The sequence below is a fragment of the Bacillus sp. NMCN1 genome (genome assembly GCF_002998085.1).
GTDB lineage: Bacteria > Bacillota > Bacilli > Bacillales > Bacillaceae > Bacillus.
Window position 1 is genome coordinate 773,246 of sequence record NZ_PVQL01000001.1, and the last position, 16,295, is coordinate 789,540.

General features: G+C 39.2%; 18 protein-coding genes. 12 read left to right on the plus strand and 6 right to left on the minus strand.

From position 1 onward, the window contains the following. Positions 1 to 34: 34 nt before the first annotated feature. Positions 35 to 967 carry a DNA/RNA non-specific endonuclease gene (locus C6W21_RS04030; RefSeq protein WP_223249512.1) on the plus strand — a complete coding sequence of 311 codons (933 nt, stop codon included), beginning with the start codon at positions 35 to 37 and terminating at the stop codon, positions 965 to 967. A 4-nt stretch (positions 968 to 971) separates the two neighbouring features. Continuing rightward, entirely contained in the window at positions 972 to 1,454 is a 483-nt protein-coding gene (locus C6W21_RS04035; RefSeq protein WP_106055941.1) for an antitoxin YezG family protein, read from the plus strand. A 65-nt stretch (positions 1,455 to 1,519) separates the two neighbouring features. Here the strand turns inward: C6W21_RS04035 and C6W21_RS04040 are convergent, their stop codons facing one another. Beyond that, entirely contained in the window at positions 1,520 to 1,813 is a 294-nt protein-coding gene (locus C6W21_RS04040; RefSeq protein ID WP_223260972.1) for a macro domain-containing protein, read from the minus strand. Between the two features lie 360 nt (positions 1,814 to 2,173). Between C6W21_RS04040 and C6W21_RS04045 the strand changes: the two genes are divergently transcribed. Both C6W21_RS04045 and C6W21_RS04050 read left to right on the plus strand, forming a co-directional pair. Beyond that, positions 2,174 to 2,716 carry a GNAT family N-acetyltransferase gene (locus C6W21_RS04045; RefSeq protein WP_106049400.1) on the plus strand — a complete coding sequence of 181 codons (543 nt, stop codon included), beginning with the start codon at positions 2,174 to 2,176 and terminating at the stop codon, positions 2,714 to 2,716. Positions 2,717 to 2,857: 141 nt separating this feature from the next. After that, on the plus strand, positions 2,858 to 3,439 hold the full coding sequence (locus tag C6W21_RS04050; RefSeq protein ID WP_106049401.1) for an undecaprenyl-diphosphatase: 582 nt from the start codon (positions 2,858 to 2,860) through the stop codon (positions 3,437 to 3,439). A gap of 52 nt (positions 3,440 to 3,491) precedes the next feature. On the opposite strand, the gene C6W21_RS04055 is transcribed toward C6W21_RS04050, so the two are convergent. Both C6W21_RS04055 and C6W21_RS04065 read right to left on the minus strand, forming a co-directional pair. Further along, positions 3,492 to 3,863 (minus strand): iron chaperone, encoded by a 372-nt coding sequence (locus C6W21_RS04055; RefSeq protein ID WP_106055942.1) that lies wholly within the window; start codon positions 3,861 to 3,863, stop codon positions 3,492 to 3,494. Between the two features lie 491 nt (positions 3,864 to 4,354). Beyond that, positions 4,355 to 4,600: a hypothetical protein gene (locus C6W21_RS04065; protein WP_034660753.1), complete on the minus strand. Its 246-nt coding sequence runs from the start codon at positions 4,598 to 4,600 to the stop codon at positions 4,355 to 4,357. 707 nt (positions 4,601 to 5,307) lie between these two features. Here C6W21_RS04065 and C6W21_RS04070 point away from each other — a divergent pair. Both C6W21_RS04070 and C6W21_RS04075 read left to right on the plus strand, forming a co-directional pair. Then, entirely contained in the window at positions 5,308 to 6,420 is a 1,113-nt protein-coding gene (locus tag C6W21_RS04070; RefSeq protein WP_106055943.1) for a response regulator aspartate phosphatase, read from the plus strand. A gap of 461 nt (positions 6,421 to 6,881) precedes the next feature. Then, positions 6,882 to 7,118, plus strand: a complete 237-nt coding sequence (locus tag C6W21_RS04075; RefSeq protein ID WP_106049404.1) for a hypothetical protein — start codon at positions 6,882 to 6,884, stop codon at positions 7,116 to 7,118. 36 nt (positions 7,119 to 7,154) lie between these two features. Here C6W21_RS04075 and C6W21_RS04080 read toward each other — a convergent pair whose 3' ends face one another. Next, a complete protein-coding gene (locus C6W21_RS04080; RefSeq protein ID WP_106055944.1) occupies positions 7,155 to 7,850 on the minus strand; it encodes a YoaK family protein in 696 nt (231 codons plus the stop codon). Between the two features lie 34 nt (positions 7,851 to 7,884). After that, positions 7,885 to 9,750 carry a DNA ligase D gene (locus C6W21_RS04085; RefSeq protein WP_106055945.1) on the minus strand — a complete coding sequence of 622 codons (1,866 nt, stop codon included), beginning with the start codon at positions 9,748 to 9,750 and terminating at the stop codon, positions 7,885 to 7,887. Positions 9,751 to 9,866: 116 nt separating this feature from the next. Here C6W21_RS04085 and ku point away from each other — a divergent pair, with 116 nt between their 5' ends. After that, complete coding sequence (gene ku / locus C6W21_RS04090; RefSeq protein WP_106037743.1) at positions 9,867 to 10,715, plus strand: non-homologous end joining protein Ku; 849 nt, start codon at positions 9,867 to 9,869, stop codon at positions 10,713 to 10,715. Positions 10,716 to 10,939: 224 nt separating this feature from the next. Here the strand turns inward: ku and C6W21_RS04095 are convergent, their stop codons facing one another. Beyond that, positions 10,940 to 11,383 (minus strand): DUF2188 domain-containing protein, encoded by a 444-nt coding sequence (locus C6W21_RS04095; protein ID WP_106055946.1) that lies wholly within the window; start codon positions 11,381 to 11,383, stop codon positions 10,940 to 10,942. A 160-nt stretch (positions 11,384 to 11,543) separates the two neighbouring features. Between C6W21_RS04095 and C6W21_RS04100 the strand changes: the two genes are divergently transcribed. From C6W21_RS04100 to C6W21_RS04120, 5 genes are all read left to right on the plus strand, one after another. Further along, on the plus strand, positions 11,544 to 12,017 hold the full coding sequence (locus tag C6W21_RS04100; protein ID WP_106055947.1) for a VOC family protein: 474 nt from the start codon (positions 11,544 to 11,546) through the stop codon (positions 12,015 to 12,017). A 48-nt stretch (positions 12,018 to 12,065) separates the two neighbouring features. Further along, the gene (locus C6W21_RS04105) at positions 12,066 to 12,479 is read left to right on the plus strand and encodes an Rrf2 family transcriptional regulator (RefSeq protein ID WP_106049409.1); all 414 of its coding nucleotides are present in this window, start codon (positions 12,066 to 12,068) and stop codon (positions 12,477 to 12,479) included. Positions 12,480 to 12,609: 130 nt separating this feature from the next. Further along, a complete protein-coding gene (locus C6W21_RS04110) occupies positions 12,610 to 13,461 on the plus strand; it encodes an SDR family oxidoreductase (RefSeq protein WP_106049410.1) in 852 nt (283 codons plus the stop codon). Positions 13,462 to 13,728: 267 nt separating this feature from the next. Next, positions 13,729 to 15,324 (plus strand): M48 family metallopeptidase, encoded by a 1,596-nt coding sequence (locus C6W21_RS04115; protein ID WP_106049411.1) that lies wholly within the window; start codon positions 13,729 to 13,731, stop codon positions 15,322 to 15,324. Between the two features lie 242 nt (positions 15,325 to 15,566). Then, positions 15,567 to 16,283, plus strand: coding sequence for a (Fe-S)-binding protein (locus C6W21_RS04120; protein ID WP_106050200.1), 717 nt, complete (start codon positions 15,567 to 15,569; stop codon positions 16,281 to 16,283). The last annotated feature ends 12 nt before the right edge of the window (positions 16,284 to 16,295 follow it).

Below are 16,295 nucleotides of genomic sequence, written 5' to 3' on the forward strand. Positions count from 1 at the left end.
TACAATTGCCCTCCAATTAAAGGAGGGTTTTTATATGCCAATATTTACAATTGAAACATCGAAAGCGATTGGAAAATCGATTTCAGACTCATTCCAAAAAGAAGTCATCGATGGTGATGCGTATTCTCGATCACACTGGTTCGCCTATGCGACTGGTTCACTAGCAGAAATCGTCTTTGGTTCTAAAGGGGCAGGAGCCATTACAAAAACGGGTACATCTGCAGCTAAAACAACCGTTAAAAAAGGACTTGAACAAGGCGCAAAATCAATAGATAGAGTCTCTATTCCGAATCTATTGCCATACTCACCAAAGTTTCAAATGGCTGGTGGACCGAAGCTTCCGTACAATGTATTTGACGGCGAAAATCTCAAAAATAAACTCCTCTCCATGGCAAAGCGACTCGACAACAATTCAGGCTACGGAATCTCTCAGACAGGCAGACGATTACCAGCACCTAAATCACCACCGACTGTTGTCAGTTACGGAGATCACTATGTAAGATGGAAACGTAAAAAAGTATTAAAACCAAATGTCGTTTATACAACAAAACAAGGGTACACCTACACAACCGATCACTACGGACGTATTGTCAAAGTCGAAGCTAATGATTTAAAATACGGAGAGGTCAAAAGAAATCAGTACGCTCAATCTAATTCAGGTAAGCCAGATCGATTACTGGATGATGATGGTGGGCATTTAATTGCGTCTATTTTCAAAGGATCTGGCGATATAGACAATCTTGTGCCGATGAATTCACAGATTAATCGAAGCGGTGGGAAATGGTATCAGTTGGAGCAGGAATGGTTGGCAGCCTTGAGGAAAGATCCACCTGAGACAGTGTCAGTTTCTGTAGAAAGCATTAGATATGAAGGAGATTCTATGCGACCAACTTTATTTAAAATTAAGTATAAAATTGGAGCTCGGAGAGTTAAAAAGGTATCGATTGAAAATAAGTCAGGAGGTTAATTCAATGGATATGGAACCATCGAATGAAGTTTATCAAGAAATTTTGAATACAATAAATGAAATAATACCTGTTGATTGGGAGAATGTTTTGCTATATGCGGAAATTCTGGATGACTCTCGTGAAGTTTATTTTTTCTTTAATACAAACAAACAACAAGAATATATTTATTCTCATGATATTCCTGATATATTTGAGGTCAGTGAAAATATATATGATGACTTATTAATTAATTTACAGGATTCTTTTAAGAAACTCAGAGATGAATTTAAAATTAACGAGCAAAAAGCTTGGACAAATTTAACGCTGAAAATCAAGAATAGGAATCAATTTGCCATTGATTTTAATTATGATGATGTATTGAACTCTCATTACAATACCTATCAACGAATGGCTATTTGGGAATATGAAAATTTGGGATATCTCCCTGAAGATGAGGAAGATAAAGAAGCCGTATTAAATTATTTAAAAAATAAAGACGACAACTAACGCACAAAACCCTCCAAATTAAGGAGGGTTTTTGTCATATATGTTTCATAAAAACCTCATTTCCATTATTTAAACCGATAAACCGTCACTTCACAATCACTAAGCACCTCTTCAATCATGTCTTCCACAATTGTCCAATCGCCGCCCGCCAGTCCGCAGCCGATCCCGTAAGGAATGGCGATGGAAGTTTGGTATTTCTCTTCATGTGAATGGGTTACCGTGTCTTTTAGGCTTTGTAAGCAGCTGCGTAAGGCGTCGTAGTCCGTTTGCATTTTTTTTCTTCCGTATCCAGTTTGAGCAAATAAGTTGGCAATTGTTTTTCCGTCATTAGTTGTGATGAGTTGAACGGAGCTTAACAAGTCATCTCCTTGTTCTGTACATAATTGTTTATAATCTTTGTATACATTGGGGTATTTGTTTTGATTTGTTTGGCTAATCCACTTTACAGTTCACCTGGTGACAGATGATGTCTTCACTTGCCTCTAAAATGTTGCCATCCACTGTTTTGATCATATCGTGTAACCCCTTTTTAATAAAATAAATAGAAACTTATGTTCTATTTTATTAGTTTTGATCAAATTAATTAATAGCAAAAATGCTTTTTATGAGTTTCGTTTATTTGAAGACACTTCACAACAACTTGATTGTCAAAGCTGGTGCATGTCATCTAAAATATGGAGAGACTAGAAAACACGAAATGATGCAAAGAGGAGTTATTTATGAATCAATTAGAAACGAATCGTTTAATTCTTAGACCGTTTTGCGATGAAGATGCGGCAGGGATGCTGGAGTACTTGTCTAATCCAAGAGTAAATTGTTTTCTTAGTGATCGAATTTCTTCATTAGAAGAAGCTGTGGCTAAAGTGCAAAAGAGAAAAGAAGATCATTCATATGTAGCGGTTTGTTTAAAAGAAAGTCAACAGATTATCGGTGAGTTGTTTCATTTAAAAGAGGAGCCTGATACGTATTCAATCGGCTGGAATTTCAATGCAGCATATGAAGGAAAGGGGTATGCACGTGAGAGTGCTGAAGCATTCTTGACCTATTTATTTGTAGAAAAGGGAGCAAGGCGACTTTATGCCTATGTAGAAGATGATAATGTCCGTTCACAGGCATTATGTGAGCGATTAGGTATGCGGAAAGAAGGCTTTTTTCTTGAGTTTATTTCATTTACTACATATGAGGACGGCACCCCTAAATATGAAAACACGTATCAATATGCTTTGCTAAAAAAGGAATGGGAGCAGCATCACTCTCTATAGAGCGGTTAGTGAATGATGTGCAGGTGACAGCAGAGTGACAAACATGTCATATGATTTCATGGTTTGTTCGTTCAATCGATGGAGCGGTCATCTCATTTCAATTATCCTTGTCATAAATCGAGGAAAAAGGGATGAAATGAGATGCAGGGATATAATGAAGATTTATTTAGGTGGGTGAATCAGCTCAGTATCGATCATGGTTACTTGAATCCGTTATTCATTGGACTAGCTGAATATACAGTGCTGTTAGCAGCGCTCATGTGTCTGTTCATATGGTTTCAAAATCGGAGCAAAACCAATAGGCGAGTGGTCGTATCTGCCGGATTTACTTTCATATTGGCAGAGTTAATTGGCAAAATTGCAGGAATTTTTTATTCCAACCAGCAGCCCTTTGCCGAAATGAGTCATGTCAATCTTTTGATTCAAAAGGAAGTAAATAACTCTTTTCCGAGTGATCATACCATCTTTATTTTTTCTGTTTGTCTGATCTTTTGGCTTTTTCACAAGCGCCATGTTTATTGGCTGATCATTGCGTGCGCCGTTGGTTTTTCAAGGATTTGGGTAGGTGTCCATTATCCATTTGATGTCTTAGCAGGTGCTGTCATAGCGTGTTTAACAGCGGTCGCTGTTGTATATTTGCCGATATGCCAAAGGAGCGTGAATGCCATTTTGTCATGTTATGAGTGGCTTGAGCAGAAAGTTGTAAGGAAGAGAACAAAATAACATGTTGCAGCAAAATACCCCGATCTGTTAATGGCTCAGATCGGGGTGCTTTTTATTTTCGCCAAAACGTTGAACAATCCGCTTTGTCTTCGATATTAAATTCGATGATTTTTTTTAGGAGAGGATAATCAACTGGCAAGCTTTCCTTCATGCGAAACATCTTTTTTCCATGATCGTAACCCGCTTGTACAATGTCAGCTGAAAAGTGATCAATTCCTTTACTTTCTGGTGCGACAGAAATGTGATGTTTTGCTACGCTAAACCCAATAATAAATGTGCCATGGTCTGTGAACATGGGCTGATTCCAAGCAATTTTTGGCTCTAATTGAGGGAATGTGTCTAAAATCCATTGTAAAATGTCTTGCGTGCGCTGCTTCAGCTCTGGATTACCGATCTTGCTTACATATTCTTCAAACACATGCATGATGTTTTATCCTCCAATTCCATCGATCTCATAAGCCTCAGACGAGATTCGAACCCGCACTCCTTTCGAAGATAGGCTAGGGGCAACACGCTTCCCTACGGAATTTCACCTGTCTCAGCTAGTGTGCTTTTCGGATCTTACGGCTCGCCAGCTACAATTCGTTTTACAGTGCTCTATCCTTCTAGAGCTGCTGAGGCGCGGAAGTTATTGATCTTATTATATATAGTAAAATGTTAATAGGGTTATTGTAAAGAAAAACCTATGTATAAAGAGATTAGGGAGATTAAACCAAAATATGCTCCAAAATTAACTATTACAAGGTATATAATGAAATCGGTATGAGTGAAAGATTGTATACACGTTTAAAAGCAAAGACTTTCCTAGACCTGGATTATGCTCTCAATGAGGTTTAATTTAAAGCACCCGTTTAGAGGAGTTTGACTTTGAAGTAAAAAACGACCCCAAAATTGGAAGTCGTTTTGTAAATATTTTTATTTTGAAACAAAGCATTTTCCGTTAGATAATACTTCGCATTTTACAAGGAAATAACTGTTACTACTTGTCCAAACTTGAGTGTAACTTACCCCATTTTGTTTAATTAATACGTAATCCCACTGATCAGGATAAGCATCTCTGACCCACTCTAACGGAGCAGCACTTGCAGTATTCATAGAAAATAACATTGTTGCAGAAAAGGCGATAGATAATACAGCTTTTTTTAATGTTGATTTTTTCAAACAAAACAACTCCTTAATTTGAATTAACCTATTATTTGTAAATAGGTTAATTCAATAGTATCAAAGAGAAAAAGCATTTTGTGTCGAATTTTGTAAAAACACCTTAAATTTACCTATTTATATAAGGTGATAATTTTCACAATGTATGAATAAACCTTTTAACACTTTTAAAGCTTTATTGATTTGTTTTTTTATTTGCGTATAACTGGCGTCGTTTTTGGCGGAGCATGACGTAATATCGTATTATGCGATAGATTAATTGAACAGCTTTTAAAAGTGACTTTTCGTTCGGTAAATTTTGCGATTAGTTCCATGGGTTCTCTCTCTGCCGCTGATCTTTACGCGAATCGCACAAAATAGTCAAGGGCACATATGATAAAAGACCATATGGATTTGTATACAGCATTGAATTGGGCTGATAGAAGGTGACAAACCTGTTGATGAGTAAACTGAAAGAGGTAAATAATCAAACAAAAAATGAAGGATTTACTCACAAACGTTCAAGGACAAAAAGCCGAAAAAAGGCAGAATTTTCACGCAAACATCATTGACTAGAAGAAAGAAAAGCATTTTCAAAGGAAACGGTTATTGAAGATTTAAGTGATTCATATTAAAATGATCTCGGATGGACTAATTAGCAATTGCTAATAGAAGTTCCATATTTAGTGAAATCATGTGATGCAGCTGAAGGTGATTGGGGGTGTAGAATGAGCAAGATTCCTGTTGCGGAATTGGCATCATTATTAAATGACTGGAACATGGAAATTAAAAAAGATCATGCAGATGAGGCTGAACGGTTATTTGCTAAAGCAAAACAAGCGGTAGAGGAAATTGACGATGCGGACATCCTTATGTACTATTCTCTTCTTGAGAAGAGGCATCACATTCTCATGTACAATTTAAGAGGGCAAAAGGGCAGTGTTTCAACGAGAAGTATAGAAGGTCATCACGGGAAAAAAGAGGATGACTTGTCAAACCGACTTGCCTACTATTTTGATTTTTATGAGGGTGTGTATGAGCAGCATCAAGGAAATTACGAGGTTGCATTGCAAATGTATCAAAGTGCTGAAAAGCTCTTAGATAAAATTCCAAGTGAGATCGAACGTGCTGATTTCGATTTTAAGGTGGCCTGGCTTTACTACCGGCTTAGTCATATCATGCTCTCATTAAGCTATATCAGGAGAGCCCTTCACGTCTATAAACGGCACAAGCATTATGAAAGAAGAACGGCACTTTCATACTCTCTCATTGCGGCGAATCAAACAGAGATCGGCCGGTATGAAGAGGCGCTTGAAAATTATCGTCTGGCGGAAGAGGTATTGACAAGCGAGCAGGATGACTTTATGCTGGCTCAGCTCCATCATAATGTGGCCATTTTATATTCATTTTGGAACAAACCGAAAGAATCAATACGTCATCTTGAAAAAGCACTGTCCCATCAAGAATATTACGAATCGGATTTCTTTTTCCATTCTACGTATCTGATTAGCCGGGAACTCTGTGTGATTGGTGAAAAGCAGCGTGCAAGCCAATATATAGAGGCTGCGTATGCCAGAATAAAGGATGCTTCTCATGAAGTGTTTCAGCTGAAAATAGGCATCGTCCATGACCTTTACTTAACGAATGCACCACAAAGATTTCAGCAAATTGATGAGAAATTGAGAAAGTTAGAAGAGAAGAATGAATATCATGAAGTAAAAGAGCTTTCACATTTTGCGGCTAAATATTGTGAAAAGCAAGCACTTTATGAGCAGTCTGTTTATTACTTGAACAAAAGTTTAGAAGCGGATTTACATATGAAAAGAATGGGGTTGATTTAAGATGAAAACAGGTTTAAAAGTATTATTCGTTGTAGGTTTAGCGATCGCTGCGTCAGTTCTGACTCAAAACGTTGCGGGTTCTTTCGAAGTAGCAGAAAAAATCATTGGTGGTTAATCCACCATTTATCTCTTGCCCTTGTTGATCATCGTCAGCAAGGGTTTTTTGTATGTTGTTAATAGGCTCTTCTTATTAAACGCTACAAGAACGTTTAATAAGAAGAATTCGCAACAAAGGGGGTGTGCAAATTTATTACCTGCCCCATTATTCTAAATAAACATGTGGCAGAGCAACAAGTTAAAAAGGTCACCTTTCTTTGCTTAATTTAATTTTTTGCAGGACTTTTCATTCAAATTTTATCAAATTGGTCTATTGTACATAGAAGTAAAAGAAAAAGCGGGAACACCGCTCCATTTGTCATGCATATGATGTGATGAGGCGTTAGCCGAAGGCAGGTGATTGTATGTATCCACGGGTATATGGAGGTTTTCATGGAGGCGGTTTTAGCGGTGGGGGAGCACATATTGGACCGGTTGGTTCTCATATCGGCTTTGGCGGGTATTATGTGAGCCCTGGTGTGTTTTCTGGTTTAGGCGGTTTCCCTGGATACGGTGGATTCGGGACATTTTCTGGATACCCGTATGGCTCCACGTTCATTATGGGGCGTCCTCCTGGCTTTTATGTGAGAAGTTATGAGTGAACGTTCACAGGATTGAAATAGCCTATCTCTAGATGGCTATTTCAATTGGTGAAAGTGCTTCAATGCAGCAGTGATCACAATGACCCCGAGGATAGTAATAGGCAGCCAAATGATGATAAACGGATCGTATGCATCTGTGTATGCCGCTAAAGCGGCACCTAGGCAGTAAAAGACAATAGAGCCTATTCGCATGAAACTGACATGCTGAATAGGAGCTTTTCTTTTTTCCCGGTGTGATATGCGCTGAGCCAAATCTTCAAATAGGTTAGCGAGTGTACTCGTTAGAACCGTTGTGGAAATGCCAGCCACATTTAATTTGCGGGCAGCCGCTGTCTGCAGGCCCATGGCCATACTTAAAAGGATAATCAGCATAAAATAAGCACCTTGTGTATAAGGGAATACGGTCATGAGAGCAAATAGAAACAAAATCATGACTTCTATGATAAAGATACGTGTAACAGCTTTTGGCCAAAACGTTCTCTCATGCTTTCCGCCTATCACAACAGCAAGTAAAACCCCTAGAACGAATCCACTCAGTGCAGTGATGGAATGAAGGGCTGTTAGCTGCAAGGAGCTTCCTGCTGCAATGCCAAGCAGCACAATATTACCTGTCATATTGGCTGTAAACACATGTCCTAGGCTCAAATAGCCAATCACATCCACAATTCCTGCGGAAAGGCACAAGAAGATTAGTGCTATATTTCGAAATGAATGTGCGGTCAAAATGGTCATCCCTTTCTTACTCTCTAATGAATAAGTGTAACGCTTAATGACCGCGTATGTCCATCTTATGTGCCGGTATGATGTCTTCAAGCCGATGTAAGACTTGTCTGAAAGTATCATCATTTACAAGATGCCTCATGCGGCGGAATGGATCGCCTTTTTCCTTTAGACGCTCTATAACAGTTGGCATGGTAAACAAAGAAGGATGAAGTCCATCTTGATGGAGTTCGTCCCATTCAAGCGGTGTCGCTACAAGTCCAAGCTCATTTCCTCTTGGTGAATAGGGCGCGATGATTGTTTTTCCAGCATCGTGCTGAATATAGTCTAAATACAAGCGATTGCCGCGTTTTTTCTTAAGACGTTCTAGAGTAAATAGCTCAGGGGCTTGTTCACATAAAAATTGACATATAAACGCGGTGAATGATCTCGTTTCTTCGTATGTGAAGGCATTTTTCTTTAATGGAATATACACTTGCAGTCCTTTACCGCCGCTTGTTTTAATAAAGGCTGTGAGAAAGAGACCGTCTAAAAGTGCTTTGATTCGCTTGGCAGCTTCTATGGCTAGATGAAACTCGTTAACAGATGGCGGGTCTAAATCAAAGACGATTTCGGTCGGCCGGTCCGTATCCCTTGTTTCAAAAGGAATATGAAATTCCATCGCCAGCTGGTTACCGAGCCAAAGAAGCGTCTGAGGGTCATTACAGACCGTGTAAGCAATATCATCAACTTGATCGGTCAACACAAAATCGGGTGCATAATCAGGTGTCGACTTTTGATAAAAGAATTCATCCCCAGCGCCATGAGGGAACCGAATTAAAGTAAGTCGTCTTTCACGTAAAAAAGGCAAGAGATAGGGAGCCGCTTGTCTCAAATAAAGTAAGTAATCTGTCTTGTTCAGATGAAGAGCCGGCACAATCGGTTTCTCAGGATGAGTGACGTCAATCACGGCAGGAAGCGGATACAGCTGTTTGAGCATTTGCTGAAACGTACACGCTGCTGGGTCAGTATCTAGTAAAAAGGAAGAAAAACGCGGCTCTCTTAAGGCCGATCCATCAAAGGATATACAAGAAATGCTGGCGACGATAGAAGGAGGGATTTCATATCCTGATGCTCCTTTTAGCTGTCCTTTTGTTTGAAAGAGTGTACGCAGCGTTTGTTCTTCTTCTTTAGAAAATCCATGCTTGAATTGGACAACCTCGGTGAGATGATGATCTTGATAAATACAGCCCTGGAAATAGCCATTTTCTTTATCAAAACGAGTTACAATGACAGAGACATATCGCCAGTATTTGACTTTCAGCCATTCTTTTGACCGGGTATTGTCGTGCCATTTACTCGTCCTTTTTTTCGCAACGAGTCCTTCCGCTAAATACGCCGTCATCAGCTTTTTCATATATTCAGGATTTGTGTCTGTATGAATGAGTTGAAGAAGGGAAGGGTGCTCCAGCTGAACAGTTGGCGGAAGTTTTGCTTCTTGGAAAACTTGCTGTAACTGTTTTTTTCTATCCATCAACGGTAAATCAACAAGGGATTTCCCTGTGCATCTTAATAGATCAAATGCAATCAAATGACATGGAAACCGCTCAGCCTGCAGCTTTATAGCATCTTTGTTTTTCAGCCTGCCTCTTTGCTGAACCCTCGCAAAGTCGCTTTGCTGTTCATCCAGTAAAAAGACCAATTCCCCGTCAAACGTCAGTGGTAAAAAAGGAGCAAACTGATCCCTTAATTGTTTGCACTGTTCAATAACCTCAGGAAACTGTTCGTTTAATCGTTTTCCGGCTCTGCTTTCTAAATGAATCTCGTTTTTATCCCACGTAAGAATGACTCGAAAGCCGTCATATTTTAATTCATACACCCAGTCTGCACCGGCAGGAATATTATGTGCAGCCGTTAATCGCATAGGTTTCATTTGTGCATGTCACTTCCTCATATGATGTGTTATTAGAGTGGGACGAAATTTTCATTCACATACATAAGTCTAACGAAAACATTGCATAGTAAGGAGAAAAGAACGGAGGCGACGCGATGCATACAGTATGGAAAGGCGGCATTAGCTTCGGATTGGTCAATATTCCAGTTAAGCTGTTTACCGCTACAGAGAACAAAGATATTAAGTTAAGACAGCTGCATAAAGAGTGTCACACGCCCATTAACTACAAGAAAGTATGTGCCAATTGCGGTGAAGAGGTAGCGCCAGAACAAATTGTGAAGGCGTATGAATATGCGAAAAATAAATTTATTGAATTGGACGATGAAGAGCTTGAAAAACTGCGAAAAGAAAATGAAGAAAAAGCCGTTGAAATCATTGATTTTGTAAAGATAGAAGAGATTGATCCAATCTATTATGAAAGAAGTTACTTTTTATCACCAGATACGGGCGGTGCGAAGGCTTATTCATTATTAAGAAAAGCTTTAGAGGAATCGGGGAAAATTGGTGTGGCGAAAATTATGATTCGCTCAAAGGAGCAATTAGCGATTGTTAGGTGCTATGAACATATTTTACTGATGGAAACCATTCATTTCCCTGATGAAATTAGACAAGTATCAGACGTACCAAATATCCCGCAAGAGGAAAACATTGTGAAAAAGGAGTTAGATACAGCGCTTCTTTTAATCGAACAATTAACCACAACTTTCGATCCAGCTGCATATCAGGATGAATACAGAGAACAGCTGATGAACTTAATTGGCGATAAAATATCTGGAGAACATACAGTTCAGCCAGAAACGACAGGCAAAAAAGATCCTGCATCCAATGTGACTGATTTAATGGCGGCTCTACAGGCTTCAATCGATCGATCAAAACCAGCCAAAGCGAAAAAGGCAGCACCTAAAAAAAGAAAAGCACCAGCGAAAAAAGAAAAGAATGCATAAAATAAGACCGCTTACGGGCGGTCTTATCAGATTGTTGACAAAGGGCTAAAATGATCTTTATTTTAGCCCTTTGTCTTCTTTTCAGCGTGATAGAAAACCTTTGCAGTCTAGGAAGGACGAGCACCGGAACGGAGCGAATTTGACATTCGTGAGTACCGGCGCGCAGGACTGACACCGAATGCGAGGGTTTGTCTACATGCTGATAAAACCGCTTACGGGCGGTCTTATTGCGGTTTTAACACGTCCTGAATGTTCCCATCTTTTCTGTGGATAACAACAGAAGTCTCTTTATTAGATGCAATCTCCTTTGCCCGGTCAATTGCTTCTTGTTTCGTTTCTTTAACCTCACTTGCTCGTTTTGCTTTCTCTGTCTGAACCGCCCAGCCCTCTTCATGCTTGACGACATGCTGCGCATGATCCATGAGCCCTGGTCTTGCGGAGCTGCTGTCTTTAGATGGCGTGACAGAACCATGAGCTGAGAAATTCTCTAGCTCTTTCTCCGTTGCGTTCTTTTTCCACTCTTTCGCTTGACTGATTGCAATTGGGATAGCTCTATTTTCCTCATAGCCTTTCTGTATCATTTTATTGGCAATCTCAAGCGCTTTTTTTCGAATGACGTTATCTAACGATTGAAATGAAGCCGGATAATTATTCATCGTCCAAGGCATATGAAACGCTCCTTTCTTTTATTTGAACACCTTCCCCCATCTGCAATGGATCAAACATCTCATTCTTCTCAAACCAATGAAGGGGATAAAATACATCGTTTTGTTGAGGCAGAATCTCATCAAATCCCGCAGAATAGAAGGTAGAAAAGGAGTGATTTTGATGATGATGAAAGGTTTGTATGAAGCCCATTTACCTGTGAGTGACTTAAAGGCATCTATTGCGTTTTATAAAAAATTGGAATTGACACTTGCTCACGAAAATGAACGAGTTGCTTTTTTATGGATTGAGAAAGGTAAGAGCTGGCTTGGCTTGTGGAAAGTAGATATAAATGCCTTTCCATACCATCCATCGACTCGGCACGTTGCCTTTCAAATTACAACGTCCAGTATCGAACAAATCAAGACTTGGCTGATTGAAAAAGATATCAGCATTCACCCAATGTTTGGTTTTTCAGAAGAGGAACAGCCTTTAGTTCTCGATAATCCGCCGCAATTTCATGCAGCGATCTATTTCCTTGATCCAGATGAGAATTTGCTTGAATGCATTGCTCCGCTTGAACTTGATACAGCAGAAGACTACGATAGCATGACATATGAGGACTGGGATCGAAAGAAAAATCCGTTTATTGATTGACAAAATCACTCATTGTAACTATATTGATTACAACGGTGGTGAAAGATTGTGAAACAAATTAGCAGCAGGTATCCGATTGCTGTTCATATTTTGTCATTTATTGCAGGTGTTCCAAAAGAGTGTACAGGTGATTTTATTGCAGAGAGTGTGAATTCAAATCCAGCCATTGTTCGAAAAATGATGGCAATGCTCAAACGGGCGGGTCTCATTGAAATTCGCCGCGGAGTAGGCGGTGCTTATTTAAAAAGACCGGCAGAGGACATCACGCTGTTAGATGTGTACCGTGCTGTCGATGTGAGCGAGGATGAAGACTTATTTAATTTCCATCAGCCAGTTATCGCTTGTCCAATTGGTCAAGCGATGGATACAAGACTGAGGAGTGAACTAAAAGAAGCTCAGGCAGCACTTGAAAATCACCTCAAACAAGTGACCATCCAGCAATTGTTGACAGAGTCAGAATAAAAGAAGCTCAGGTTGATCTTGAGCTTTTTTACACCAGTTGTTGTAATCAAAATAGTTATAACGAATAAACGGATACGTTAAGCTGTACCAAAACATCACCGTTGAATCACAAAATGAGGAGGTCAAACAAATGAAGTTATTAGTAACAGGCGCAACAGGACAGCTTGGATCGCTCGTCGTCCAGCATTTACTGACAAAGGTACCGGCTGAACAAATTGCGGTGAGTGTTCGGGACCCGCAAAAGGCAGCACATTTGAAGGAAGCTGGGGTGGATGTACGCCGCGGAGACTTTACTCAGCCAGACACCCTTAAGGCAGCCTTTCAAGGCATTGACCGTCTTTTGATCATTTCAACTGCGGATGGTGACCGCGTGCAGCAGCATACGGCTGCCATCCAAGCGGCGAAAGCAGCTGGTGTATCCTTTGTTGCTTATACAAGCGTTGTAAATGCAAAAGAGAGTCAGCTTGTCCTTGCTCATGACCATGCAAAAACAGAAGAAGCGATTGAGGCCTCTGGCATTCCTCATGTTTTTTTAAGAAACAATTGGTATGTAGAAAACGAAAAAGATACGATACTAGCAGCTGTTAGCGGCGCGCCATTTTTAAGTCCAATTGGTGATGGCAAGGTTGGCTGGGCAACAAGAAATGACTACGCAGAAGCGGCCGCAAATGCGTTAACACTTCCTGTACATGACCAGGAAATATATGAACTGTCAGGACCGCTTCGGACACACACTGAACTTGCTCACATTGTCAGTGAGGTGAGCGGAAAAGAGATCAAAGTGGAGAAAATTGATGTCGACACATTTGGAGAATTTTTAGCTTCAAATGGTGTACCAAAAGAAGCTGTGCCATTTGTCAAAGCCATTCAAAGCGGCATTCGCGATGGTGCCTTAGCCGTTGAAAGCCATGATTTCGAAACCTTATTAGGCCGGCCCTTAACACCTATCAAAGAAAAAATTCGTGAATTGATTTCAAAATAAATTTTCTCAAACGTCCTATCAAAAGGGCGTTTTTTTCATTCATCCACACGAGCACTTCATTGAAATTTCAGGAAGTTGGGACTAAAATGGAATTTAGGCTTATTATCTGTTTATTCTTCCTGTTTAATTGAGAAGGTGTACCCTAGCATAGGGAAGCTAAGGTTAGATTTTCAATTAGTTCTTCTGAATAATGGACGTATATAATGGTTATTACTCTTTCTTAACATATGCAACCTTTTTAAACCTACATAAGCAGGATGTGACGAAATGTTACGAAAAGCCTCACTTTCTTATCTTATTGCAAGCATTATTACAATAATAGTCATTTTGATTGAAGTTGGTATCCGTTCAGCAGTTGTTTCTCCATTTGTTCTACTTGATTCGAACAAAGATAACAATCCAAAAGTATTAATCTCCCATTCTCTTTATCAGGGTGATTTTTTATTAACCTATCAAGATGGTCACTCCAAAGATCGTTCAGAAGCAGCCTTTCAATTGGGGGGAAAGCAAATACATTTCACGGAGATTCCATCTAGGGATGGAATTAGCACAATTGGAACTGACAAATTAATGAAAGATAAGGCAACGGTTTTTCTAAGAAGAGGTTTTGTACCTATTCATGATGATAAAATCAAGATGGAACAGGTATCGCAAAATCCTTTTTTCTCTAAATACAATCTAACGAATTTAACAGAAACGACTAAGGTCAAAACAGGTTTTAAGCATAATACCACATATATTATATTAATTACCTTAATGGGAATTCTTTTTCCAGCTATGTTATTTTTATTTTTTAATCTTCATGAATCTATGAAAAACCTATTCACATTATTTATTCCCTTTGTTCTAGCCATTTTTCTTCCCTTGGGATTAAATTATTATTTCTTAATGGGATATGTGCTATCAATAACAGGCTCTTATGTCTTAAGTATTATTCTCTCTATACTTGTACCTAGTTTCCTGTCAGTTTTATTGACAGCTTATTCATTTGAGTATACTACAAAAGATACGCCTGAAGATTTAGAAGAAAATGAAGGCGCGTCAGGAAATTCGTTCTTAATGAATGTTAGGGAGCAAGTCGTTTTGTTTGGTGCTGCCACATTATCCTTGTTATATTTCGGATCATATTTATTACTTCCTTTGTCGTTTCAAGCGAAGATCATGGATAACCTTTTTCTATTTTGTGGCTGGTACTTCGCCCTAATCATATTATTTATTTTTGGTTACTCAATCATTCAGAAAATAATAAACAAATATGAAGTTTTAAATACGGAAGCATTCATGAATATTCGCAAGGATATTGAGAATAAGACAAACCAAAAGGTAAATATTTGGGTGAAAAAAGACTCTCAACAGGATGTGAATGCCTGGATATATTCTTTTAAACTTCCATTTAAAAGAAGAGTCGATGTGTATGTGACAGAAGGGTTGTTAGATAAGTTTGATAAAGATGAAATTCGTGCTATCTTATATCATGAAATGGGGCATGCGAAGTTAAAACACGCACATTATACCATGTACCTAACTTTGATCGTAACATTACTTATGGGCATCAGTATGTATTATGCCAGACAGGTTATGCTTGCCAACGGATGGTGGCAATATGTTCTTATTTTCCCAATAGGAGTAATTCTCATGATCTTCATTACGGAATGGCTGCCAAAGAAAATCAGCCGGTTATTTGAGATTCAGGCTGATAACTTTGCTGTTTTCCATCTTGAGAATAAAACACTGTATCTCAATACTTTGATTAAATTAAGCAGCCTTATTGAAGAAGAAGATGGAGATTATGGAAGAAAGTCTGAATGGCGTGAAAGTCATCCCTCTTTCGAAAAACGAATTGAGAACATAAAGAAAAATTAGGCCACCTCACACCTAACGACGAAAAAATTCGTGAATTGATTTCAAAAAAATAAATTTTCTCAAACGTCCTATCAAAAGGGCGTTTTTTTCATTCAGCTACTCGAGCCATATGTCCAAATTTAGACAAATCCCTTCGTTGAAATTTCAGAAATTTGGGATTAAAATGAAAATAGGGCCTGTTATTTGGTCATCAGATGAACAAAATGATGATTCAAATTGCAGCAAAGAAGGGAAGTTCGCCGATGAAAGTCCATTTATTCGTTACCTGTTTAATTGACACCATGCAGCCAAATGTAGGAAAGGCGACAGTGGAAGTACTAGAAAGGCTCGGTGTAGAAGTGGAATTTCCAGAGGCACAAGTGTGTTGCGGACAGCCAGCCTTTAACAGCGGCTATACAAAAGAGACAATCAAAGCAGCAAAAAACATGATCAAAGCCTTTGAATCAGCTGAATATGTCGTGACGCCGTCAGGTTCTTGTAAGGCGATGTTTTTAGAATATCCTCATCTTTTAAAAGAAGACCCAGTGTGGTCAGCAAAAGCTGAGGCGCTTGCTGAGAAAACATATGAATTAACAGAGTTTATTGTTGATATATTACACGTCACAGATGTAGGGGCGAGCCTGAAAGGAAACGCAACCTATCATACATCCTGTCATATGACGAGACTGCTGCGAATTAAGGAAGCACCTTTCACACTGTTGTCAAATGTCAAAGATTTGACGATGACACCATTGCCTCGTGCAGAAAATTGCTGCGGATTTGGAGGAACCTTTTCAGTAAAAATGACACCTATTTCTGAGCAAATGGTCGATGAGAAAGTCCAAAGCATAGAGGAGACAGGTGCTGAATACATCATTGGTGCTGACTGCGGATGTCTGCTCAATATTGGCGGGAGGCTGAATCGGCTTGATAAGCCCATTCAAGTGATGCATATCGCAGAAGTATTAAATAGCCGCTGACTTTAAGAGGGG

Excerpts from the sequence above, each read along its gene's own strand:
- C6W21_RS04080 (WP_106055944.1), bottom strand. The coding sequence starts at position 7,850 with ATGACCATTTTGACCGCACATTCATTTCGAAATATAGCACTAATCTTC.
- C6W21_RS04055 (WP_106055942.1), bottom strand. The coding sequence starts at position 3,863 with ATGCATGTGTTTGAAGAATATGTAAGCAAGATCGGTAATCCAGAGCTG.
- C6W21_RS04035 (WP_106055941.1), top strand. The coding sequence starts at position 972 with ATGGATATGGAACCATCGAATGAAGTTTATCAAGAAATTTTGAATACA.
- C6W21_RS04110 (WP_106049410.1), top strand. The coding sequence starts at position 12,610 with ATGAAGTTATTAGTAACAGGCGCAACAGGACAGCTTGGATCGCTCGTC.
- C6W21_RS04050 (WP_106049401.1), top strand. The coding sequence starts at position 2,858 with ATGCAGGGATATAATGAAGATTTATTTAGGTGGGTGAATCAGCTCAGT.
- C6W21_RS04085 (WP_106055945.1), bottom strand. The coding sequence starts at position 9,750 with ATGAAACCTATGCGATTAACGGCTGCACATAATATTCCTGCCGGTGCA.
- ku (WP_106037743.1), top strand. The coding sequence starts at position 9,867 with ATGCATACAGTATGGAAAGGCGGCATTAGCTTCGGATTGGTCAATATT.
- C6W21_RS04095 (WP_106055946.1), bottom strand. The coding sequence starts at position 11,383 with ATGCCTTGGACGATGAATAATTATCCGGCTTCATTTCAATCGTTAGAT.
- C6W21_RS04120 (WP_106050200.1), top strand. The coding sequence starts at position 15,567 with ATGAAAGTCCATTTATTCGTTACCTGTTTAATTGACACCATGCAGCCA.
- C6W21_RS04115 (WP_106049411.1), top strand. The coding sequence starts at position 13,729 with ATGTTACGAAAAGCCTCACTTTCTTATCTTATTGCAAGCATTATTACA.
- C6W21_RS04070 (WP_106055943.1), top strand. The coding sequence starts at position 5,308 with ATGAGCAAGATTCCTGTTGCGGAATTGGCATCATTATTAAATGACTGG.
- C6W21_RS04045 (WP_106049400.1), top strand. The coding sequence starts at position 2,174 with ATGAATCAATTAGAAACGAATCGTTTAATTCTTAGACCGTTTTGCGAT.
- C6W21_RS04100 (WP_106055947.1), top strand. The coding sequence starts at position 11,544 with ATGATGATGAAAGGTTTGTATGAAGCCCATTTACCTGTGAGTGACTTA.
- C6W21_RS04030 (WP_223249512.1), top strand. The coding sequence starts at position 35 with ATGCCAATATTTACAATTGAAACATCGAAAGCGATTGGAAAATCGATT.
- C6W21_RS04075 (WP_106049404.1), top strand. The coding sequence starts at position 6,882 with ATGTATCCACGGGTATATGGAGGTTTTCATGGAGGCGGTTTTAGCGGT.